Source organism: Candidatus Acetothermia bacterium (genome assembly GCA_024653305.1).
Lineage (GTDB): Bacteria > Bipolaricaulota > Bipolaricaulia > Bipolaricaulales > Bipolaricaulaceae > JACIWI01.
Map to the genome: position 1 here is coordinate 21,222 of JANLFW010000013.1, position 20,150 is coordinate 41,371.

Annotated in this window: 20 protein-coding genes, 4 tRNA genes and 1 pseudogene; 5 read left to right on the forward strand and 20 right to left on the reverse strand. The window is 68.1% G+C overall.

Annotated elements, in window-relative coordinates:
* Positions 1 to 68 precede the first annotated feature (68 nt).
* Complete coding sequence (locus NUV94_05825; protein MCR4392284.1) at positions 69 to 563, forward strand: ferritin family protein; 495 nt, start codon at positions 69 to 71, stop codon at positions 561 to 563.
* 7 nt (positions 564 to 570) lie between these two features.
* Here the strand turns inward: NUV94_05825 and priA are convergent, their stop codons facing one another.
* The 20 genes and pseudogenes from priA to NUV94_05925 form a co-directional block, all read right to left on the reverse strand.
* Complete coding sequence (priA, locus tag NUV94_05830; GenBank protein MCR4392285.1) at positions 571 to 2,583, reverse strand: primosomal protein N'; 2,013 nt, start codon at positions 2,581 to 2,583, stop codon at positions 571 to 573.
* A 308-nt stretch (positions 2,584 to 2,891) separates the two neighbouring features.
* Positions 2,892 to 3,491: pseudogene (locus tag NUV94_05835) on the reverse strand (MBL fold metallo-hydrolase).
* Between the two features lie 55 nt (positions 3,492 to 3,546).
* Positions 3,547 to 4,845, reverse strand: a complete 1,299-nt coding sequence (locus NUV94_05840) for an ArsB/NhaD family transporter (GenBank protein ID MCR4392286.1) — start codon at positions 4,843 to 4,845, stop codon at positions 3,547 to 3,549.
* A 6-nt stretch (positions 4,846 to 4,851) separates the two neighbouring features.
* A complete protein-coding gene (locus NUV94_05845) occupies positions 4,852 to 5,295 on the reverse strand; it encodes an NUDIX domain-containing protein (protein MCR4392287.1) in 444 nt (147 codons plus the stop codon).
* A gap of 4 nt (positions 5,296 to 5,299) precedes the next feature.
* On the reverse strand, positions 5,300 to 8,623 hold the full coding sequence (locus NUV94_05850) for a DNA-directed RNA polymerase subunit beta (GenBank protein ID MCR4392288.1): 3,324 nt from the start codon (positions 8,621 to 8,623) through the stop codon (positions 5,300 to 5,302).
* 51 nt (positions 8,624 to 8,674) lie between these two features.
* Positions 8,675 to 9,046: a 50S ribosomal protein L7/L12 gene (gene rplL / locus NUV94_05855; GenBank protein MCR4392289.1), complete on the reverse strand. Its 372-nt coding sequence runs from the start codon at positions 9,044 to 9,046 to the stop codon at positions 8,675 to 8,677.
* Positions 9,047 to 9,049: 3 nt separating this feature from the next.
* Entirely contained in the window at positions 9,050 to 9,571 is a 522-nt protein-coding gene (gene rplJ / locus NUV94_05860; protein ID MCR4392290.1) for a 50S ribosomal protein L10, read from the reverse strand.
* Positions 9,572 to 9,580: 9 nt separating this feature from the next.
* The gene (rplA, locus tag NUV94_05865; GenBank protein ID MCR4392291.1) at positions 9,581 to 10,285 is read right to left on the reverse strand and encodes a 50S ribosomal protein L1; all 705 of its coding nucleotides are present in this window, start codon (positions 10,283 to 10,285) and stop codon (positions 9,581 to 9,583) included.
* The gene (gene rplK, locus NUV94_05870) at positions 10,282 to 10,710 is read right to left on the reverse strand and encodes a 50S ribosomal protein L11 (GenBank protein ID MCR4392292.1); all 429 of its coding nucleotides are present in this window, start codon (positions 10,708 to 10,710) and stop codon (positions 10,282 to 10,284) included. The genes rplA and rplK overlap by 4 nt, the downstream gene beginning before the upstream one ends.
* A 10-nt stretch (positions 10,711 to 10,720) precedes the next feature.
* On the reverse strand, positions 10,721 to 11,821 hold the full coding sequence (locus NUV94_05875) for a hypothetical protein (GenBank protein MCR4392293.1): 1,101 nt from the start codon (positions 11,819 to 11,821) through the stop codon (positions 10,721 to 10,723).
* A gap of 15 nt (positions 11,822 to 11,836) precedes the next feature.
* A complete protein-coding gene (secE, locus tag NUV94_05880; protein MCR4392294.1) occupies positions 11,837 to 12,031 on the reverse strand; it encodes a preprotein translocase subunit SecE in 195 nt (64 codons plus the stop codon).
* An 11-nt stretch (positions 12,032 to 12,042) separates the two neighbouring features.
* Positions 12,043 to 12,118 (reverse strand) — tRNA-Trp (locus NUV94_05885).
* Positions 12,119 to 12,185: 67 nt separating this feature from the next.
* The gene (rpmG, locus tag NUV94_05890; protein MCR4392295.1) at positions 12,186 to 12,347 is read right to left on the reverse strand and encodes a 50S ribosomal protein L33; all 162 of its coding nucleotides are present in this window, start codon (positions 12,345 to 12,347) and stop codon (positions 12,186 to 12,188) included.
* A 1-nt stretch (position 12,348) separates the two neighbouring features.
* Positions 12,349 to 13,563, reverse strand: coding sequence for an elongation factor Tu (gene tuf / locus NUV94_05895; protein MCR4392296.1), 1,215 nt, complete (start codon positions 13,561 to 13,563; stop codon positions 12,349 to 12,351).
* A 73-nt stretch (positions 13,564 to 13,636) separates the two neighbouring features.
* A tRNA-Thr gene (locus tag NUV94_05900) sits at positions 13,637 to 13,712 on the reverse strand.
* Between the two features lie 41 nt (positions 13,713 to 13,753).
* Positions 13,754 to 13,840, reverse strand: a tRNA-Tyr gene (locus NUV94_05905).
* Between the two features lie 91 nt (positions 13,841 to 13,931).
* Positions 13,932 to 14,004, reverse strand: a tRNA-Thr gene (locus NUV94_05910).
* A 25-nt stretch (positions 14,005 to 14,029) separates the two neighbouring features.
* On the reverse strand, positions 14,030 to 14,452 hold the full coding sequence (locus tag NUV94_05915) for a secondary thiamine-phosphate synthase enzyme YjbQ (GenBank protein ID MCR4392297.1): 423 nt from the start codon (positions 14,450 to 14,452) through the stop codon (positions 14,030 to 14,032).
* Complete coding sequence (locus NUV94_05920; GenBank protein ID MCR4392298.1) at positions 14,449 to 14,991, reverse strand: CBS domain-containing protein; 543 nt, start codon at positions 14,989 to 14,991, stop codon at positions 14,449 to 14,451. Before NUV94_05920 ends, NUV94_05915 begins: the two co-directional genes overlap by 4 nt.
* A gap of 7 nt (positions 14,992 to 14,998) precedes the next feature.
* The gene (locus NUV94_05925; protein MCR4392299.1) at positions 14,999 to 16,960 is read right to left on the reverse strand and encodes an elongation factor G; all 1,962 of its coding nucleotides are present in this window, start codon (positions 16,958 to 16,960) and stop codon (positions 14,999 to 15,001) included.
* 76 nt (positions 16,961 to 17,036) lie between these two features.
* Between NUV94_05925 and NUV94_05930 the strand changes: the two genes are divergently transcribed.
* The 4 genes from NUV94_05930 to NUV94_05945 all read left to right on the forward strand — a co-directional run.
* Positions 17,037 to 17,684 carry a DUF47 family protein gene (locus NUV94_05930; GenBank protein MCR4392300.1) on the forward strand — a complete coding sequence of 216 codons (648 nt, stop codon included), beginning with the start codon at positions 17,037 to 17,039 and terminating at the stop codon, positions 17,682 to 17,684.
* Between the two features lie 9 nt (positions 17,685 to 17,693).
* Entirely contained in the window at positions 17,694 to 18,872 is a 1,179-nt protein-coding gene (locus NUV94_05935) for a metallophosphoesterase family protein (GenBank protein MCR4392301.1), read from the forward strand.
* The gene (locus NUV94_05940) at positions 18,869 to 19,531 is read left to right on the forward strand and encodes a DUF47 domain-containing protein (protein ID MCR4392302.1); all 663 of its coding nucleotides are present in this window, start codon (positions 18,869 to 18,871) and stop codon (positions 19,529 to 19,531) included. The genes NUV94_05935 and NUV94_05940 overlap by 4 nt, the downstream gene beginning before the upstream one ends.
* Positions 19,532 to 19,680: 149 nt before the next feature.
* On the forward strand, positions 19,681 to 20,150 hold a 470-nt coding region (locus tag NUV94_05945; GenBank protein MCR4392303.1), incomplete at its 3' end, for a hypothetical protein.

Genomic DNA, 20,150 nt, shown 5'->3' on the forward strand with positions numbered 1-20,150 from the left:
CAACGCCCGCAAGGATTCAGTTGTTCCCTGGTTTCGCCGCCGCTATCATGAAAACGAAAGGGGGATCAATGGACAACCAAGAGGACATCCTCAAGGGCGCCATCCTCCTCGAGCGGCGGGGGAAGGCGTTCTACGAGGGGGCCGTCCAGGCCACCCCGAACGAGGCGGTGCGCGAGGTGTTCACCATCCTGGCCGGGGAAGAGGGGCGGCACATCGAGGTCCTGTCCAAGCTGTACGCGGACCTCGTGCGGACGGGGCGGTTCGCCCCGGCGGCGCCCGCCGACGGGCCGGCGGACATCGCCGGGTCCGTGCTCAACGACGCGGTGCGGAACGAGATCTCGGCCGCCGGCTACGAGGCGGCAGCGATCTACGCGGGGATGGCGCTCGAGGAACGGTCGGTGGCCTTCTACACCGAGCAGGCGAACAGGGCGACCGGAGAGGCACAGAAGCTGTACCGGTGGCTGGCGGATTGGGAACGGGCACATCTCGACCTCCTGGCCGCCCTGGACGAGGACCTCCGCCGACGCGTCTGGCACGATCGCCGGTTCTGGCCAGTGCTGTAGCTTCGCGTCACCCGATCCAGATCGGGTCGGGATCGATCTTGGCCCAGGCCGGGGGAACGGGCAGGACACGGCGCACGGCCGCGGCCACGTCCTCCCGACCCCGCACCAAGATCTGCACCCGCAGCATCGCCCGTCGGGGAAACAGCGGGGCCGGCCCCAACGCCTCCACCCCCTGCTCGGTCAGGTCCCCGATCAGCGCCGCGGCCTTCTTCTCCGCCCGGGGGCCCTCCACGAGGATCCGCACCAGGCGCACAAATGGGGGGTAGGAGAGCATCTTGCGGTACCGAATTTCTTCCTCATAGAAAGCGGGATAATCGGTGTTAAGCGCGTGCCGTATGGCATAGTAATCCGGCTGATCGGACTGGACGATCACCTCACCCGGCCGCTCCCCTCGCCCGGCCCGCCCGATCGCCGAGGCGATGAGCTGGTAGGTACGCTCCCCGGCCCGGAAATCGGGCACCGACAAGAGCTGGTCGGCGTTGACCACCCCGACCAGGGTGATGTTCGGGAAGTCCAGGCCCTTGCCGACCATTTGGGTGCCCACCAGGATCTGGAGCTCCCCGCAGGCGAGGGCGGACAGGATCTGGTCTCGCTGCGCGGCCGTCTCCGTGTCCAGCCGGGCCACGGCCGCGTGGGGGAACAGGGCCCGGGCCTCGTGTTCCACCCGCTCCGTGCCCACGCCGAACAGGCGGAACCGGGTCCCCCCGCACCGGGAGCACGCCGGTTCCGGGACGGACCGACCGCAGACATGGCAACGGAACGTGCGCTCGGCGAGGTGGAACACGAGCGGGATCGCGCACACCGGGCAGCGGAGGATGTCCTGGCACCGGCGGCAGGCGGCGCCGGTGAAAAAGCCCATTCGGTTGATGAAGAGGAGGATCTGCCCCCGTTCCGCGAGGTGTCGGGCCATCGCATCGTGGAGCTCTGGCCCGATCACGGCCTCGCCGCGGGGCACAACCCGGACTTGGGGTGGGTTCCCGGCCACCCGCTCCCGGAGCGCAAGCAGCTTGATCTCGCCCCGTTCGGCGCGGAAGTAGGTGTCCACCGCCGGGGCGGCCGCGCCCAACACCACCGCCGCCCCGGTGGCCGCGGCCCGGCGCTCGGCCACGGTACGGGCGTGGTAGTAGGGGGCCATGTCCGCTTGCTTGTATGCCGGTTCGCCCTCCTCGTCGAGGACGACCAACCCAAGGTCCGCCATCGGGAGGAACACCGCCGACCGGCTGCCCACCGCACACGAGAGCCTCCCGGCCTGAGCTTCGTCCCAGACCCGCCACCGCTCCCCGGGAGGGAGCTCGCCGAAGTACAGGGCGGGCGGCTGCCCCAGGGCGAGCCGCGTCCGGGCCGCGAGCTGCGGCAGGAGGGAGATCTCCGGCTCCAGCAGGATCGCGCCCTGCCCCCGCTCCACCGTGGCCCGGGCCGCCCTCAGGTAGACCTCGGTCTTCCCGGCCCCGGCCGGCCCGAACAGGAGGAACCGCTGGCCCTCGCCGCGGGCGGCGACGATGGCCGCCACCGCCTCCTCCTGCTCGGGGGTGAGCGCAACCTCCTTGGGCGTCTCCCGGAAGAGGAACGAGAACGGCAGGGACTCGGTACGCAGGAGGCCCTTGCCCACCAGGGCCGGCACCGCCCGGGCCGCCCCGGGGATCTCCCGGAGCTCGGCAGGGGTGGTGGCCCCCGCCAGGACCGCGGCCAGCGTCCGGGCCTGACCGGGCGCCCGCTTGCTCAGCTCCTGGACGGCGGCCTCGGCCACCTCCGCAGGCACGGCCAACGCCACCCGCCTCGCCCGCGATCGGCTGGGCGAGGGGACGAGGCGGGCGAGCACCAGGCCGAGGGACACGACCGACTCATCGGCGACGGCCTGGAGCAATGGGATCGCCCCAGGGGGGAGGACAGGGCCCGCGCACCGCTCGATGGGGAGGAGCCTTCCGGCGAAGGTGGTCGTCTCCACGAGCGCCACCACGATCCCCCACAGGCGCCGCCGGCCGAACGGCACCTGCACCCGGTGGCCAACCTCCACCGCCATCCCTGACCGCACCAGGTAATCGAACGGGGCGGTCCGGGGGATGGGCAGGGCCACCCGGGCGATCACGCCGTCCCCTCCCGGCGCCGGAGGTACGCCACCGCCCCGCGCACGGACATCGCCAGGTCCTCCCGGGCGTGGTCGTCCGCGGGCCATCCTTCCCCCACGAGCGCGGCCAGCACCGCCCGGATGAGCGCAGCCTCGTCCGGGTGGGCCGGGAGCAGCCGGGCCACCCGCTCCACCCATGCTGGGAGGAGGTGGGCATACCGAGCGAGCAAATCAGGAGAGGCGGATCCGAAGTGGGTGTAGAGGAGGGCCTTGGGTTGGAGATCGGCAAGGCGGTTCAGGGTGGCCAGGGAGGCGTCGAGGTCGAAGCTGGGAGGGACGGTGGCCGGGAAGAGGTGCCCTGCCAAGTACAGCCCGGCCGCGTCGCCGGTGAACAGGAGTCTGTTCTGTTCCTCAAAAAAGCACAGGTGATGGGGGGCATGGCCCGGGGCATCCACCGCCCGGATCACGAACCGCCCGAGGTCGAACCGCTCCCCATCCGCGGCGATCGCAACGCGGTCTTCCGGTACGGGGACGGCGGTGCCGTACAGAGAGAACCAGTCCCCGGTGGCCGCAGCGGCCGAGGCCACGAGACGGCTGGGGTCCACGAGGTGCTTGGCCCCACGCTCGTGGGCAACGACCGTGGCGTTGGGGAGGTGGGGAAGGAGCGCCCCGGCCCCGCCGGCGTGGTCGAGGTGGACGTGGGTCACGAAGATCCAGGCCACGGCGCTTCGCGGGATCCCGAGCGCGTCCAAGCTGGCCAGGATCCGGTCTCGGGCCAAGGACGTCCCGGACTCCACCAACGCCGCCCGGCCCCCGCCGAGCACGTACACCGCGCCCTGGCCCGGCCGTCCAAACTGGTTCACATCCACCAGCCAGACCCGCGGTGCCACCTCGGTCAATCCCGGCACTCGCTCCCCCTCACAAGAACCAACCCGACCTGATGCCGATCCAAAGGGCGAGACTGGCGATGGCACAGGTGAAGATGGCCACAGGCACGCCCACCCTAGCCCAGGCGCGGAAGCTGAGGGGCCCCTTGGTCCGGGACGCCACGGTGATCACCACCATGTTCGATGCCGAGCCGAGCGGAGTGCCGTTGGCGCCAAGGCCGATGCCCAGCGCCAGGGCCCACCAGAGCGGGGTTTGCGGGATGCCCAATCCCTCCAGCCCGCGCACGAGGGAGATCAGCGTCACCGTGACCGGGATCGCGCTCATCGTCCAACTGAGCAGGGCCCCCACCCAAAGGAGGAGCAGCGCGAGCGCGATCAGGTTGCCCCCGGCCAGGCCGACCAGCCCCCGGGCCACAACCGGCAGGGCCCCGCTGCGCTCGAGCCCCCCCATGATCACGAACAGCCCCATCAGGAAGATGAGTAGGTCCCACTCCACACCTTTTAGGAAATCCTCCATCTTCGGGCGGAGGACCAGCGCCGCGATCGCCGCGCCGATGAGGGCGATCATCCCCGGGGTGATGCCGAGCACTTGGTGCACCAAGAACAACAGGAACACGAGGGCAACCACGATCACGAGCTTGCGCATCGTGCGCCGGTCGATCAGCGCCTTGCGCGCGTCCATCGCGGCCAGGGCCTCCACGTTCTGCGGCCCCCTCCTGAGCTTGCCCCGTAGCTGCAGGATGGCCACCCCGAGCAGCGCGACCAGGGCGACCAACGCCACCGGAGCGGTGTGGCTGAGGAAGTCGTTGAACGAGAAGGCGGCGGCTGAGCCGATGAGGATGTTCGGGGGATCGCCCACGAGCGTGGCCGTCCCCCCGATGTTGGCGGCAAGGGCTTCGATCAGGATGAACGGGGCGGCGGGAAAGGCGAGGATCTCGGCCACGGAGAAGGTCACCGGGGCCACGGTGAGCATGGTGGTGACGTTGTCGAGCAACATGGATGTCCCCGCGGTGAGCACGCTGAGGGAAACGAGCAGTACCCACGGGTTCCCCCGAGCCTGTTTCGTGACCCAGATCGCCACGTACTGGAAGAACCCGGTCGCCCGGAGCAGTCCCACGATGGCCATCATCCCAAACAGGAGCCACAGCGTATCGAAGTCGATTTGGGCGATGAGCGTCTTCTCGGTGTAGAAGCCGAACGCGATCCCGGCGAGCGCCATTGCCACGCCCCCGATCAGGGCGGCCAGCGCGTGGTGGACGCGCCCGGTGAAGATGGCGACATAGGTGAGGATGAAGATAGCGGTAGCTACCGCAATCCCTGCCAGCTCCAACGCCGATCAAGCCTCCTTGGGGGGCTGCGAATGCCGACCGGCGAGGAACGCCTCTGCCCGCCGTAGGGCCTCCCGCTGTTCGGCGTGGGTGAGCTGCTCGAGCGCGGCTGGGTACGGCAACCACCGCATCGCTTCGACCTCCCCAAGCGACGGTGCCCCTGGTTCCTCCGCCGCGGCCAGGAACAGGATGACCTCCTTGTCCACCGGTCGGCCCTCGCGGTCGAACCGGTAAGCGATGCGCTCGCGGAACCCCGAGACCGGACGGAGACGGGTGATGCTCACCTCTTCCGCCACCTCACGTAGGGCGGTGGCCATCAAATCCTCCCCTTCCTCCACGTGCCCCTTGGGGAATCCCCAATGCCCTCCGCCCCGGTTCTTGATGATCAGGTATTCCCGACGGTCCGCGCCTTCCCGGAACAGGATCAGCCCTGCCGCCCGTTCTTCGGCCACGGCCTTATAGGATCTCCAGTTCGCGGTCGCTGTGGTCGTACGCCTTGACCGACAGGCCCAGGCACCGCAGTTCCTGCCACAGGACCCGGAACGACTCGGGGATGCCGGGCTTGGGGAACTCCTCCCCACGACGGAGGATGGCCTTGTACATCTGCACCCGGCCCTTCACGTCGTCCGACTTCAACGTGAGCATCTCCTGGAGGAGGGCCGCCGCCCCGTACGCCTCCAGGGCCCACACCTCCATCTCCCCCAGACGCTGGCCGCCGAACTGGGCCTTGCCCCCCAGGGGTTGCTGGGTGATCAGGGCGTACGGGCCGGTGGACCGGGCGTGGATCTTGTCGGCCGCGATGTGCTCGAGCTTGAGGAGGTACAGGACCCCCACCGTCACCGGCGACTTGAATGGCTCCCCAGTCCGGCCATCCCGCAGGACGACCTTGCCGTCCCTACGCGACCCGTCAGCGAGGCCGTGCTCCACCAGCGCCGCGGTCAGTTCCTGGAGGATCTCCTCTTCCTTGGCCCCGTCGAACACCGGCGACGCCGCCTTCTCCCCCCGCAGCACCGCCAGCCACCCCAGGTTCGTCTCGAAGATCTGGCCCAGGTTCATGCGGGACGGGACGCTGAGCGGGTTCAACACCACATCGAGCGGCGTGCCGTCCGGCAGGAACGGCATGTCCTCCTTGGGGAGGATCGCGGCGATGACCCCTTTGTTGCCGTGTCGGCCGGCGAGCTTGTCCCCCACCGCGATGCGCCGGCGCTGGGCCACGTACACCTTGACCAGTTCGTTGACCCCAGCCTCAAGCTCGTCCCCGGCGGCGCGGGACATCCGTTTCACCCGGATCACCGTGGCCGTGCCGGAGATGGGGGGCATCTTGAGCGACGTGTTGCGGAAGTTGCGCATCCGCTCCCCGAAGATGGACCGGAAGATCCTCTCCTCCGGCGTCGGCTCGGCCTCGCCGCGGGGGGTGATCTTGCCCACCAGCACGTCCCCGGTACGGACCTCGGTGCCCACGCGCACGATGCCGTGCTCGTCCAGGTTGCGCAGGCTCTCTCGCGAGAGGTTGGGGATATCGGCGGTGATCTCCTCCGGGCCGAGCTTCGTCTCCTCGGCCCGCACCTGAAACTCCTGGATGTGGATGCTGTCGAGCACGTGCTCCCGGACCAGCCGATCGGAGATGACGATCGCGTCCTCGTAGTTGTAGCCCTCGAACGGGAGGAAGCCCACGAGGAGGTTGGTGCCCAGGGCCAGCTCCCCGTTCTCCGTGGACTGGGAGTCGGCCAGGATGTCCCCGCGCCGGACCTTCGCCCCACGCTTGACCGCTGGGCGCTGGTGCAGCAACGTGTCCTGGTTGGAGCGCTCGAAGTTGAGCAGGCGATAGGTGCGGGTGCCGCTCCGGGAGCGGACCACGATCCGCCGAGCGTCCACGTACTCCACCGTCCCGTCTTCCTCGGCCAGCGCCACCGCCCCGGAGTCTCGGGCCGCCTTGGCCTCCATGCCCGTGCCCACCACCGGCGCTTGGGGCCGCACGATGGGCACCGCCTGGCGCTGCATGTTCGCCCCCATCAGGGCCCGGTTGGCGTCGTCGCGCTCGAGGAACGGGATCAGGGACGCGGACACGCCGACGATGACGTTCGGGGAGACCTCGAGGAAGTCCACCTCGTTCGGGGGCACGAACCGGATCTCCTCACGACCGGTACGGATCAGCACCCGCTCCTCGAGGATACGCCCCTCCTTGTCCACCCGGACGGTGGCCGTGGCGATCCGGTATCGCGGTTCCTCGTCGGCCATCAGGTACCGGATCTCCCCGGTGACCTGGCCGTTCTTCACCACCACGTACGGGGCCTCGAGGAATCCGTACTCGTTCACCCGAGAGTAGATGGCGAGCGACGTGATAAGCCCGATGTTCTGGCCCTCCGGGGTCTCGATGGGGCAAATCCGGGCGTAGTGGGAGGCGTTGACGTCGCGGATCTCGATCTTCGCCCGGCGGGCGGTGAGCCCGCCCAGCGCGGACAGACGCCGCTTGTGGGTCAGTTCCGAAAGGGGGTTCGTCTGCTCGAGGAATTGGGACAAGCGCCCGGTGTAGAACAGGAAGTTGATCGACGCCTGGATGGTGCGGGCGGAGACGATGCGCCGGATGGCGTCGCGGTCTTCGGGGTCGTAGTGGGACAGCTTGTCCTGGGCGATGCGGCTCATCCGCACCAGGCCCTCGCGGAGGGCCATTTGGGCCTGCTCGCCGGGGAGGCGCACCCGCTTGTTGGCGAGGTGGTCGGTTTCGTCGATCAGGGTTGGGTTATGGGGGGCCTTGAGCAGCGTATCGAGCGCGCAAAACACGTCGTCCGGGGTGAGGCACGTCTCCTCCCGGGACAGCCCGAGCTTGCGGTTGAGCTTGAACCGGCCCACCGCGGTGAGGTGGTACGTGTCCGGGTTGAGGTACAGGTTCTGAAGGTACTCGAACGCCTGGCCGGACGTGACCCGGTCGCCGGAGCGGAACCGGAGGTAGATGTACCGGGCCGCTTCCTCCTGGGTGGACGTCTTGTCCTCGGCCAGGGCCTTGGCGATGCCCGGGTGCACCAAGCGCACCGTGGGCCGGCCAAGGCGGGCCAGGGCGGAGATGCGATCCCCCGTCAGCTCCTCGCCAATCCCCCACTGCGCGTCTCCCACAGCCAGTGGCTCCCCGAGGAGGGCCCCCCTCCACCGCGCCGGATGCTCGGTGAGCTCCTCCGTGGGCACGTCCACCGTGTACCGGGTGAGCATGTCCTGGGTCTCCATGCCCAGGGCCCGGAGGAGGGTGGTGATGGGGACCTTCCCCCGCCGGTCCAGGTTGGCCCGCAGCGTCCACCGACGCACGTCGAGGTCGATCTCCAACCACGCCCCGAGCTCGGGCAGGAAATGGGCCCGATAGAGGTGGGGCTCCTCCTGGGTGATGTACACCCCTGGAGAGCGAACGAGCTCGTTCACGAGCACGTTCTCCGTGCCGTTGATGATGAACGTCCCCCGCGGGGTCATGAGCGGGATCTCCGCGAGGTACAGTTCCGCCTCCTGGCGAAGACGGCCGTCCTCCCACAGGCGCCCGGTGACCTTGAGCGGGGCGGCGTAGGTCAGGTCCTTGTCCCGGCACTCCCACTCGTCATGCCGCGGCTCCCCAAGGTAGGGCTCGAGGAGCTCCAAGTACAGTCCCTCCCGCCCCGGCGAGCGGATGGGGCTGACCTCGGCGAACACCACGGGGATCCCCTGGGAGAGGAAGCGCTCGTAGGATGCGCGTTCGTCTGCGATCAGGTCAGGGGGATCCAGCCATTGGCGAGCCCGCCCGTACCAGTGTCGTTTGGTCATGAGAGGAACGGCCACCCCGTGGGCGGCCCCTCACCTCCCTGCTCTCTGGCCCTAGCGCAGCTCGACCTCGGCCCCGGCGGCCTCGAGCTTCTTCTTGATATCCTCGGCTTCCTCCGGGCTGGCCCCGGCCTTGACCACCGCCGGGAGCTTGTCCACGAGGTCCTTGCACTCCTTGAGGCCTTTGCCGGTGATGTCCTTGACGACCTTGATGAGCTGGATCTTCTGCTGACCGGCGTGGGTAAGGACCACGTCCACCGTGGACTTCGCCTCCGCCTTGGCCGGGGCCTCCGCGGCCACCGCCACCGCCATCGGGGCCACGGCCTGGGCGGACACCCCGAACCGTTCCTCGATCGCCGCCACCAGCTCGGCCAGGTCCTTGACCGTCATCGCCTCGATCGCCTGCAGGAACTCCTCTTTCGTCATCGTTCACCCCTTCGCTTTCTGCTTTTGCGCCTCAGCCAGCGCCACCGCCAGCTTCCGTATGATCCCGGACAGCGCCACCGCCAACCCCCGCATCGGCCCGGCGAGGGCCCCAGCGAGCCGCGCCAGCAGCTCCTCCCGCGAGGGAAGGTTCACATACCAATCGACCTCGGCAGGGGCCACCGGCTGGCCGTCGAACACGCCAGCCTTTACCTGGAACTGGGGGAACCGCCGGGCGCACTCCCGGGCCACCCGGAACGGCGTGGCGGGATCGCCTTCCCCTAGCACCAGGGCGTTGGGCCCGCGCAGGAAATCGGCGAGGTACCCGAACCCCGCCTCCTCGGCCGCCCGCTTGGCCAGGGTGTTCTTCACCACCCGGAACTCTACCCCCTGCCTGCGCACGAACCGGCGCAGCTCGGTGATGTCCGGGGCGGGAAGCCCCCGATAGTCCACGAGGACCACGGCGCGGGCCCGGGATAGCCGCTCCCTAAGCTCTTCTACTTCGGCGACCTTTTCCGGTCTCGGCATGACCCCCCCTCACAGCGCCTGGGCGGCCGCGATGAGCTCGCCCTCGTCCACACGGATCCCAGGGCCCATGGTGGAGCACACGCTCACCCGCTGGATATACCGTCCCCGCACCCCTTCCGGTTTCCGCTCCTGAATGGCCCGGGTCAGTGCCACGAGGTTGGCGTAGAGCTGATCCACCTCGAACGTGACCTTGCCGAACACGGCGTGGACGATGCCGTAGCGGTCGGCGCGGAACTCGATCATCCCTGCCTTGAGCTCCCGTACGGTCGGCCCCACGTCCCTCGTCACCGTGCCCGTCTTGGGGGAGGGCATGAGGCCACGGGGGCCCAGGATCTTCCCGAGCTTGCCCACCACCGGCATCATGTCCGGGGTCGCCACCACCCGCTCGAACTCCAGCCACCCTTCCTTCTGGATCTTCTCCGCCAGGTCCTCCCCCCCCGCGTAGTCCGCCCCCGCCTCCTCCGCCTCGCGGATCTTCTCCCCCCGGGCGAACACGAGCACCCGCACCGCTTTGCCCGTGCCGTGGGGGAGGGCGCAGGTGCCGCGCACCATGTGCTGGGACGGGTTGATCCCCAGGCTGAACGCGGCCTCCGCCGTCTCCGGGAACTTGGCGGTGGCCACCCGCTTCATCAGCTCCAGCCCCTCCCGGACCGGGTACACGCGTTCCTGCTCGATCAGCGCGACCTGCTCCCGATAGCGGCGACTGCGCTTCATTGGACCACCTCGATCCCCATGTTCTCCGCGGTTCCGACGACGGTCCGGACGGCCGCTTCCAGGTCCTCGGTATTGAGGTCAGCGAGCTTCCGCTCGGCGATCCGGCGGACCTGTTCCATGGTCACCTTGCCCACCTTGGCCCGCCGGGGGGTCGGCGATCCCTTGTCGATCCCGGCCGCCTTCTTCAAGAGCACCGCCACCGGGGGCTGCTTGAGGACGAAGTCGAACGACCGGTCCTGGTACACGGTGATCTCCACCGGGATGATGAGGCCCGGTTCTTCCCCTTTGGTCGCCTCGTTGAACCGCTTGCAGAAGTCCATGATGTTGACCTTGTGTTCGCCCAGGGCCGGGCCCACCGGGGGAGCCGGATTGGCCTGGCCGGCCGGTATCTGCAGCTTGATCTTGGCCACTACGTTCTTCGCCACCGCCTTCTCCTCACACCTTCTCGATGCCGTCGAACCCGATCCGGACCGGTGTCTCCCGGCCGAAGATCTTCACCATCACCACCGCCTCTTCGGCCTCCTTGTCGATCTCCCGCAACTCGCCGGTGAAGTCGGCGAACGGGCCCTCCACGATCTGGACCACCTCGCCGACCTCGAACTCCACCTCCACCTTGGGCGCCTTGACCCCGGTCGCCGGCACCTCCGCCAGCCCTGCCTTGCGCTGGACAAGGAGGATCTCCGGCCCCTCGATGGGCACCGGCCGGCTACGGCTCCCCACGAACCGGGCCGACCGCTCCAGGCCCTGGATAAGCTCGTACATCTGCTCCTCATCCAGGCCCATCTTGGTGAACACGTACCCCGGGATGAGGCGCCGCTTCTCGATGCGCTGGACGGTGACCACCCGCTTGTCCTTGTACTCCTTGACCTTGACCAGGCCCGAGGCGCGGGCGTAGATCTTGTGTTCGCGTTCCAGTTCCGCCCCGTTCGGCAACCTCTGCCCGGGGCGGATCCGGGGGTGGAGATAAGCCTCGGGGATGATGCGCGTCTCCTCCTCCCCGTTCTCGTAGCGCAGGGTGAACCGCCGCACCCGCTCGCGGGCCGCCACCTGGCCCCGCACATCCACACGGTAGTGCTCATCAGCGTCAGGGGTCAGAGGGAGGCCCGGCCGGACCCGCTCCCCGACCCGGATGTCCCGGCGTAGGCCCTTCTCCTGGGGGAGGATGTACTCCACGTCGCTATGGGTTTGCGTCTCCACGACCACCCGCCACAGGGGCTCGACGGCCACCACCTCGGCGGCTCGGGCCAGGTGTTTCGGGGCGCGGCGGGCGATGAGGTCCCCGCGCTGGATACGGGCGTTGGTAGCCACCATGAGGTCGTAGTCGTAGGGGATCCGGTATTCGCTGGCTCGACCGCGTCCGGAGCGGGAAGTGATCACCTCCTCCACCGGGACGAAGAAGTACTCCACGCCACCGGTGCGGATGGGTTCAAAAAAACCCTCCCAGCCGAGCTTGCGCACCCGCTCCTCCAGCTGGCGCTTCACGCGCAGCTCGGAGCCGGCATAGGTCTGGATAGCGAACCACCTCTTCCGTTGCATAGCGAAACCTTCTGCCTATCTCTTGAGGAGGAGACGCAGGATCTGCTGGAAGATGGCGTCCACCGCCCCGAGGTAGATGGCGAGCGCGACCACCAAGAGCAGGATGAGCACGGTCAAGCTGATCACTTCCCGCCGGGCCGGCCAGCTCACGCGTTGGACCTCCCCTCGCACGGACGCCATGTACTTACGGATCCTCTGGGTCACGGTCATCTAATTCCTCCTGGCAGGCCCGGGAGGACTCGAACCCCCAGCCTGCGGATTTGGAGTCCGCCGCTCTGCCACTTGAGCTACGGGCCTACACCCCACGAAACCTTCGATTATGTGAGGCCCCCTTAATTCCCAACAGCGCGCCGCGCCTGGGGCGTCATACCTCCTTGTGGGCCGTGTGTTTGCGGCACCACCGGCAGTACTTGTTGAGGGCCAGCTTCTGGCGCGTGTTGTTGCGGTTCCGGCGGGTATGGTAGTTCCGCCGGCCACAATCGGAACAGGCAAGGGTAACGAGGATCGTGTTCTCTTTCTTGGCCATGTCACTTAAGGATCTTCGTCACCACCCCGGCCCCCACGGTCCGGCCGCCCTCACGGACCGCGAACCTGAGGCCCTCCTCCATGGCGATGTGCTTGAGAAGCCGGCACTTGAGCTTGTCCACGTTGTCGCCGGGCATGACCATCTCCACGCCCTGGGGAAGCTCGATCTCCCCGGTGACGTCGGTGGTCCGGAAGTAGAACTGGGGCTTGTAGCCGTTGAAGAACGGGGTATGGCGGCCACCTTCCTCCTTGGAGAGCACATACACCTGGGCCAGGAACTCGGTGTGCGGGGTGATCGAGCCCGGCGCGGACAACACCTGGCCTCGCTCCACCTCGTCCTTCTCGATGCCGCGCAGGAGGACGCCCACGTTGTCCCCGGCGATGGCCTCGTCCAGGATCTTGTTGAACATCTCGAGGCTGGTGGCAATGGTCTTGCGGACCTCGTCCGTGAGCCCAACGATCTCCACCTCTTCCCCCGGCCGCAGCCGCCCGCGCTCGACACGGCCGGTGACCACCGTGCCCCGGCCCTTGATGGAGAAGATGTCCTCGATCGGCATGAGGAACGGTTTGTCTTCCTCGCGCTTGGGCAGCGGGATGTAGCTGTCCACCGCCGCCACGAGATCGAGGATGGGCTTGATCGCCGGGTCATCCACGGACGAGGCCTGGAGGGCCTTGAGGGCCGAGCCGCGGATCACCGGGATCTCATCGCCCGGGAACTCGTACGCGCTGAGGAGCTCGCGCACCTCCATCTCCACCAGGTCCACGAGTTCTGGGTCGTCCACCATGTCCACCTTGTTCAGGAACACCACGATCGCCGGCACGTTCACTTGACGAGCCAAAAGCACGTGCTCCCGCGTCTGGGGCATCGGCCCGTCGGCGGCGGACACGACGAGGATCGCCCCGTCCATCTGGGCGGCGCCGGTGATCATGTTCTTGATGTAGTCGGCATGCCCAGGGCAGTCGATGTGGGCGTAGTGACGGTTCTCCGTCTCGTACTCGACGTGGGCGACGTTGACGGTGAGGATCTTCGTCTCGTCCCGTCGGAAAAGCTTGGCGTCGGCCTTGGCGACCTCGTCGTAGGACCGCTCCTTGGCCAGGCCCCGCATCGCGAGGACCTTGGTGATCGCCGCGGTCAGCGTCGTCTTGCCGTGGTCGATGTGACCGATGGTTCCGACGTTGAGGTGCGGTTTCGTCCGGACAAACTGTTCCTTTGCCATCCTTCAACCTCCTGCCTTTCCCCTATGCGCCAGTGATACGATGTCCGGGACTTAATAAAAAGCCCCTTTCACCTGGAGCCCGCGGTCGGAATCGAACCGACGACCTTCCCATTACCAGCGGGATGCTCTACCGACTGAGCTACACGGGCTCAACGGCAAAGTCTACCCTATTGCGCCCAGTGGGCGCAAGTGGTGGAGGGGGAGGGATTCGAACCCCCGAAGGCCTGAGGCCGCCGGGTTTACAGCCCGGTGCGTTTGGCCACTTCGCTACCCCTCCTCATTTACCCCGCAAAGCCTTCGGCTTTGTGGGGACCCCACCAATTTCTGGGGTCCCCAAGGGACCTGTTGATCCCTTGGGGTACGACTTGAGCCAGTGGCCCGAATCGAACGGGCAACCTTCCGCTTACAAGGCGGATGCTCTGCCAATTGAGCTACACTGGCGGCGCTAGACTGCCATTCTAGCGGCCTATTCCCGCGCCGTCAAGGCGAGGGCATAGATCCAAACCTGGCGCCGCCGCGGACCGTCGAACTCGCAGAAATACACGCCCTGCCACGTGCCCAGGGCCAGCTTCCCTTCCTCCACCGGCAACACCAGGGACGGCCCGAGGAGGGCCGCCCGCACGTGGGCCGGGGAGTTGCCTTCGGCGTGACGAAACGGGACGCCCGGCACGAGCTTGGCTAGCGCCGCCCCTACGTCCGCCCGCACGTCCGGATCGGCAGCCTCGTTCACGGTGAGGGCGGCGGTCGTGTGGGGACAGAACAGGAGCACGGCCCCGCCCTGCAGGCCCATCGTCTCCACGGCTTCCTGAACCCGACTCGTGATGTCCAGGATCTCCTCGTGGGCCCCCGTTTGCACGGGCACCTTGACCCAGTCGAAGATCACGCTCATCCCAACGCTTCCTTGAGCTCCCCCATCAGGCGGTCGCGGTCCTCCACCCCCTGCACGTGGAGGATCACCTCGCCCTCGCTCCCCCGGATCACCGCCACCAGCGGGAGCCCCTTGGCGCCCAGGACGGCGAGGGCCCGGTACACTTCGGCCGGCTGGGAAGGGCGGATGTGGATGCGCGTCCCCTCCTCCCCGAACCCGGTCATCTGGGCCAGCCCCCGCAGGAGCCCGCCCCGGGTGAGCACGCCCACCAGGCGTCCTCCCTCCCCCACCACCGGCAAGAGCAGGTAGCGCTCGGCAAGGAACACCACCGCCCGCTCCAGGGGATCGTCGGGGGTCAGGGTCACCGTAGGGGCGGTGGCCAGCTTCCCGGCGGGCAGGGCGGGGTTGGGGGCAGTGCCCAACGCCTTGCGGGTGAGGAACCCCACCAGCCGGCCATCTCCATCCACCACCAGGAGAATGGCCAGCCCCTCCGCCTCGGCGAGCCTCTGGGCCTCGCTCACCGGGGCGTCCGCCCGCACCGCGGGCGGATTACGGTGCATCCACTCCTTAACCTTCATCGGCCTTGGCCTTCAGCTGGGCCAGGATCCGCTCTTGGAGCTGAGCGGGCACGTAGTCATAGCGCAAGAACTCCATCTGGAACGTGGCCCGGCCCTGGGTGAGGGACTTCAGGTCCAGGGCGTAGGACAGGGTTTCCGCCATCGGGATCTCTGCCCGGATCACGGTGCGCCCGGCCGCGGATTCCATCCCCAGGATCCGCCCCCGGCGCGAGGTGAGGTCGGAGATGATGTCCCCGGTGAACGCGTCAGGGGTGGTCACGGCGAGGAGCATCACCGGCTCCAGCAAGGCCGGCTCCGCTTTCTCCACCGCCAGCTTGAACGCGGTCCGGGCGGCGATCTTGAAGGAGAGCTCGGAGGAGTCCACCTCGTGGTACATGCCGTAGAACACAGCGGCCTTCACGTCCACCACCGGGAATCCAGCGAGCACGCCCTCCTCCATCGCCTCCCGCACCCCCTTCTCCACCCCGGGGATGAACTGCTGGGGGATAACCCCGCCCTTGGTCTCGTCCGCAAACTCGAACCCGCTCCCGCGGGGCAGGGGCTCGATGCGGAGGTGGACCTCCCCGAACTGGCCGTGTCCGCCGGTCTGCTTCTTGTGCCGGTATTGGGCGGTGGACGTCTTGCGGATCGTCTCCCGGTACGGGATCTTGGGGACCCGGAACTGCACCTCCACCCCGTACCGGGTGCGCAGGCGCTCCGCGAGCACGTCGAGCTGCACGTCGCCCATCCCCGACACAAGGGCCTCCTTGGTCACCGGGTCCCGTTGGTAGCTCAGCGTGGCCTTGATCGCCACCAAGTCCCGCAGGACCATGCTCATCTTCTCCTCGTCCGCTTGGGACTTGGGGGCCACGGCCCGGGTGAACACGGGCTTGGGGAACGGGATCGGGGGCTCCAGTTCCCCGTCCGGAGCCGCGGAGAGCGTGGCCCCCAGGGTCAGGCCCTCCAGCTTGCCGAGCGCCACGATGTCCCCGGCCCCGGCCTGGCCGGTCTTCTCCAGCTTCGTCCCGCTGAACCCGTACACATCGCGGACCTGAAGTTTATCCTTGGTGGCGAGGTTGAACAGGGTGTCCCCCTCGCGCACCGCCCCGGCGAGGACCTTGGCGTAGCCCAGTCGGCCGAGGTAGGGGTCGATGGCCAGGGAGAACACGCGCAGGCGGGCAGCGGCCCCGTCCGTGTTCTCCGGGACCAAGGTGAGCACCGTGTCCACCAGCTCCTTCACCCCCTGGCCGGTCTGAACCGAACCCCACAGCACGGGGATGAGGCGACCTTGCCCCACCCCAGCCCGCATGGCGGAAAGCGCCTCGTCGCGGGACAGCGGCTCGTCGGCCAGGACCTTCTCCAGCAAAGCATCGTCGAAGGTCGCGATCTCCTCGATGAGCTCGGTGCGGAGCGAACCGGCCTGGTCGGCGAGATCCGGCACGCCTCCCTTGCCGGAGAACGCGGTCGGCTGGCCGGTGAGGAGGTCGACGAGCCCCAGGAACTTGTCCCCATCCCGAATCGGGAGCTGGAGGGCGCAGAACTTCCCGTCCAGGTTGTGCCGCAGCTCGTCCAGCACCTTCTTCGGATCGACGTGGGGCTTATCGAGCATGTTCACGAACACCACCGCCGGCCGGTTCATGCGCTGGCGGATCGCCCACGCCTGCTCGGTCACCACCTCCACCGGTTTCTCCGCGTTCACCACCACCACCGCGAGGTCGGCGGCATCCAACCCCTTGTAGATCTCCTCCACGAACTCCCCCAAGCCGGGGGAGACGATGAGGTTGAGCTTCTTGTCTTTCCAGGTACAGGAGCCGACGGAGAGGTCGATGGAGAGACCGCGGTTCTTCTCCTCCGGTGTGCGGTCGAACGCGACCTCGCCTTGCACCCCGGCAGTGCGGACAATGGCCTCCGCAAGCGCGGTCTTCCCAGAGCCGGAGTGACCGACGAAACATACGCTGTAGGCCTGCCTCATCCAGATCACCTCAAAGGTTGCTTGAAAACGCGACGGCAGTATATCCTAGAGGGAGAAGGGCGACAAAGGAGGGCCGATGTGGTTCCGTCGCGGTCGGGCGGTGGAAGTCCGGGGACTGATAGCGGAGCACCTGAACCTGGTGGAGGAGGCGGTGGCGTCGATGGCCCGCGGGGTCTGCGCCTACCTGGATGGCCGGCCATGGGAGGAGGTGGAAGAACTGGCGGTGGAGACCCACCGCCGGGAGGCCCGGGCCGATGACGTGCGGCGGGAGACGGAGCTCGTCCTGGTGCGCGGAGCGCTCCTCGCCGGCACGCGCAAGAACCTCCTGGACATCGTGGAAGGGGTGGACCGACTGGCCAACGCCGCGGAGGCAGCGATGGACTTCCTCGTGCTGCAGCGGGTCAAGCTCCCCGAGCTCCTCCATCCCCTGATCCGGGAGATCGTGGACACCATCCAGGACCAGATGGTGGACCTCAAGGCGGCGGTGGCCGGTCTCCTCGACGGCGCTCCGGACACGATGAAGCGCGCCGCGGAAGTGGACCGCAAGGAGAGCCGGGTGGACGAGTTCCAGCGCCGGGCGATCATGCGCCTGTTCGCCACCGAACTTCCCCTGGCGGAGAAGATCCTGGCCCGGGAGTTCGTGGAGAGGCTTGTGGAGTTCGCGGACCGGGCCGAGGACGTGTCGGATCTGGTGATCATGGCCGTCGCTGTGCAGCAACCGTAAAGGAGGAAGATGCACACCTCAGCGTTGAGGAAGGGCATGGCCGTGCGGGGAGCGGGGGTTCTCCTCCTCGCCGTGGCGCTGTGGGCCACGGGCCAACCCTGGCCCGCCCTGGGCCCATGGGTGGCGGCCGTGGGGCCGACCGAGGCCGTGGTGTCCTGGCAGGCTGCCGAGCCGGGGATGGGGACGGTTTGGTATGCCGAAGCCTCGGCGTACCCCGCGGGCGCGCTGAGCGTGGCCGTGGAGGCCCCGACAGCACTCCAGCACGTGCGATTGAGCGGCCTCGCCCCCGGGGTTCGGTACGTGTACCGAGTGGTGCTGCCAAGCGGTGCGGAGAGCCCGGTGGCGTCGTTCACCACCCCGCCGGAGCGGTTCCAGCCGTTCACATTCCTCGTGTACGGCGACAGCCGCACCCACTACGACCGACACCAGCTCGTGGCCGAGCGCATGGCCGCGGAAGAGGCGGCGTTCGTGGTCCACGTGGGTGATCTCGTCGAGTCGCCGACCCCGCTGGAGTGGGAGAAGTTCTTCACCTCCGGGACCCCCCTGTTCCAGGCCACCAGCTTCTACCCGGTGCTAGGGAACCACGAGCGGAACCACGCCTCGTACTACGACCTGTTTCCGCTCCCCGCAGGTGGCGGCCGGGCCGGGAAACAGTGGTGGTCCCTCCGCTGGGGGGACGTGCTCCTGGTGGGCCTGGACTCGAACCTCGTGTACCTCAAGTTCACCGGCCTGCGGGAGCAGACGGACTGGCTCCGGGAGGTCCTCGCCCAGGACGCCCGGTACAAGTTCGTGTTCCTGCACCATCCCCTGTACAGTTCGGACCTGTTCTATCGGAGCGATGAGAACCTGGCCAAGCTGTGGGCCCCGATCTTCCGGGAGCATGGGGTGACCGCGGTCTTCGCCGGGCACTGCCACAACTACGAGCATGTGGTGCGGGAAGGGGTACACTACTTCGTGACCGGCGGGGGCGGGGCGCCGCTGGCCCCGTTGTCCCCGATCCGTGTGGAGGGGTCCGTGTTCGCCGCGGATTTCGTTCTCCACTACGTGCGGGTGGAGGTGGGCGAGGCGGGGGTCACGGTGAAGATGATCCCGGTGGCGAGGGAACAGAAGACGGAAACCGGGACCGAGCTCGTTCTCCTATCCGGGGTGCCCCTTGAGGTGGTGGAGTTGGGGGGTGATGGTGGTTGAGAGCCCTGTTGGTGCGGCTTTTGGGGCGGCGGTCGTTCGTATCCCTGCGGGAGCACGCGGCGGCGGTGGAGGCGGCGGCGGAAGAGCTGGGCCGCCAGCTTCGGGCGTGGCTGCGCAATGAGGCAGTGAACGCAGATCTGGTAAGCCAAAAGGAGCACCAGGCGGACATCATGAAGCGGGAGATCCGGGTCCAGCTCACCCGGGCGTTGTGGCTGCCCGTGTCCCGTCCGGCGCTGCTGCAGCTTCTGTGGCACCAGGACGAGATCGCCGACCTCTGTCAAGACGCGGCGCTGATGATGGCCCTGCGCCGGCCAGAGCTCGGCATTGAACTCGAGGACGGGTACCGGGCTTTGGGCGAGGCGCTGAGCAAGACAGTCCACGCCTATCACGTAACCATCGGCGAACTCGACGAGGCCGTGGCCAACGGCAACATCCGCGCCCAGGCCCCCAAGGTGGTGGAGGGGGTGGAGCGGATCAACCAGCTCGAACACGAGTCGGACCTGGTGGAGCGGGAGGTGGTGGCCACGATCTACCGAAAGGAGGAGCTTCCTGCGTTCGACCGGTACCACCTGATCCAGCTCGTGCTCATGCTGGGGGGGGTCGTGGACCAGGTAGAGAACGCGGCTGGAGACCTCCGGGTGATGGTCTCCGAGGCGTAGGCGCCTCCGCTCTCCGGGGCTGCGTCCCTGAACCTCCGTGGGCGGCGCGCCCCTGCTCCCGGTGGTGAAGGCCGCCGAGCACGGGTTGCTCGATGCCTTATCTCGAACGCTTGCCCGCCTGTGGCTGAACCGGATACAAACAGGGAGCGATGGCGGAGAAGGTGCTATTTCGGGGCTACCTCGCGGACCTCACCGCGGTCGCGGCCCAAGGCGATGCCCGCGAGGAGAGCTTCTACCCGGCGCTCGCGGACTTCCTGGCCGCATACGCCCGGGCTACCAGGCTGGACAATGTCCACGTCACCACGCTCCCCAAGCCCACCGAGGCCGGAAACCCCGACTTTCGGGTGTGGGACGGGCATCAGCACGTCGTGGGCTACATCGAGGCCAAGGCGCCCACCGCGCCGACGGTCAGCAAGGTGGCGTTCCCATCCCTGGTCAAGGTGGGCCAGGAGCAGACCGGGCTCGTCCGGTTCGAGGACCCCGACGGCGACATCGTGCGGGCGGAGTTCTCGATTGTGGAAGGCGACCCGGCCACGATCCAGGTCAAGCCGGGGCCGAGCTTCGATCCCGGGGTGAGCGGCCGGACCTCGGGCTCGTTCGGGTTCACGGTGATCGTGAC

Coding starts and splice junctions, on each gene's coding strand:
- NUV94_05875 (MCR4392293.1), bottom strand. CDS start 11,821: ATGCAACGGAAGAGGTGGTTCGCTATCCAGACCTATGCCGGCTCCGAG.
- NUV94_05925 (MCR4392299.1), bottom strand. CDS start 16,960: ATGAGGCAGGCCTACAGCGTATGTTTCGTCGGTCACTCCGGCTCTGGG.
- NUV94_05920 (MCR4392298.1), bottom strand. CDS start 14,991: ATGCACCGTAATCCGCCCGCGGTGCGGGCGGACGCCCCGGTGAGCGAG.
- priA (MCR4392285.1), bottom strand. CDS start 2,583: ATGGCGGTGGAGGTTGGCCACCGGGTGCAGGTGCCGTTCGGCCGGCGG.
- tuf (MCR4392296.1), bottom strand. CDS start 13,563: ATGGCAAAGGAACAGTTTGTCCGGACGAAACCGCACCTCAACGTCGGA.
- secE (MCR4392294.1), bottom strand. CDS start 12,031: ATGACCGTGACCCAGAGGATCCGTAAGTACATGGCGTCCGTGCGAGGG.
- rpmG (MCR4392295.1), bottom strand. CDS start 12,347: ATGGCCAAGAAAGAGAACACGATCCTCGTTACCCTTGCCTGTTCCGAT.
- NUV94_05935 (MCR4392301.1), top strand. CDS start 17,694: ATGCACACCTCAGCGTTGAGGAAGGGCATGGCCGTGCGGGGAGCGGGG.
- NUV94_05825 (MCR4392284.1), top strand. CDS start 69: ATGGACAACCAAGAGGACATCCTCAAGGGCGCCATCCTCCTCGAGCGG.
- rplA (MCR4392291.1), bottom strand. CDS start 10,285: ATGAAGCGCAGTCGCCGCTATCGGGAGCAGGTCGCGCTGATCGAGCAG.
- rplJ (MCR4392290.1), bottom strand. CDS start 9,571: ATGCCGAGACCGGAAAAGGTCGCCGAAGTAGAAGAGCTTAGGGAGCGG.
- rplL (MCR4392289.1), bottom strand. CDS start 9,046: ATGACGAAAGAGGAGTTCCTGCAGGCGATCGAGGCGATGACGGTCAAG.
- NUV94_05915 (MCR4392297.1), bottom strand. CDS start 14,452: ATGAGCGTGATCTTCGACTGGGTCAAGGTGCCCGTGCAAACGGGGGCC.
- NUV94_05850 (MCR4392288.1), bottom strand. CDS start 8,623: ATGACCAAACGACACTGGTACGGGCGGGCTCGCCAATGGCTGGATCCC.
- NUV94_05930 (MCR4392300.1), top strand. CDS start 17,037: ATGTGGTTCCGTCGCGGTCGGGCGGTGGAAGTCCGGGGACTGATAGCG.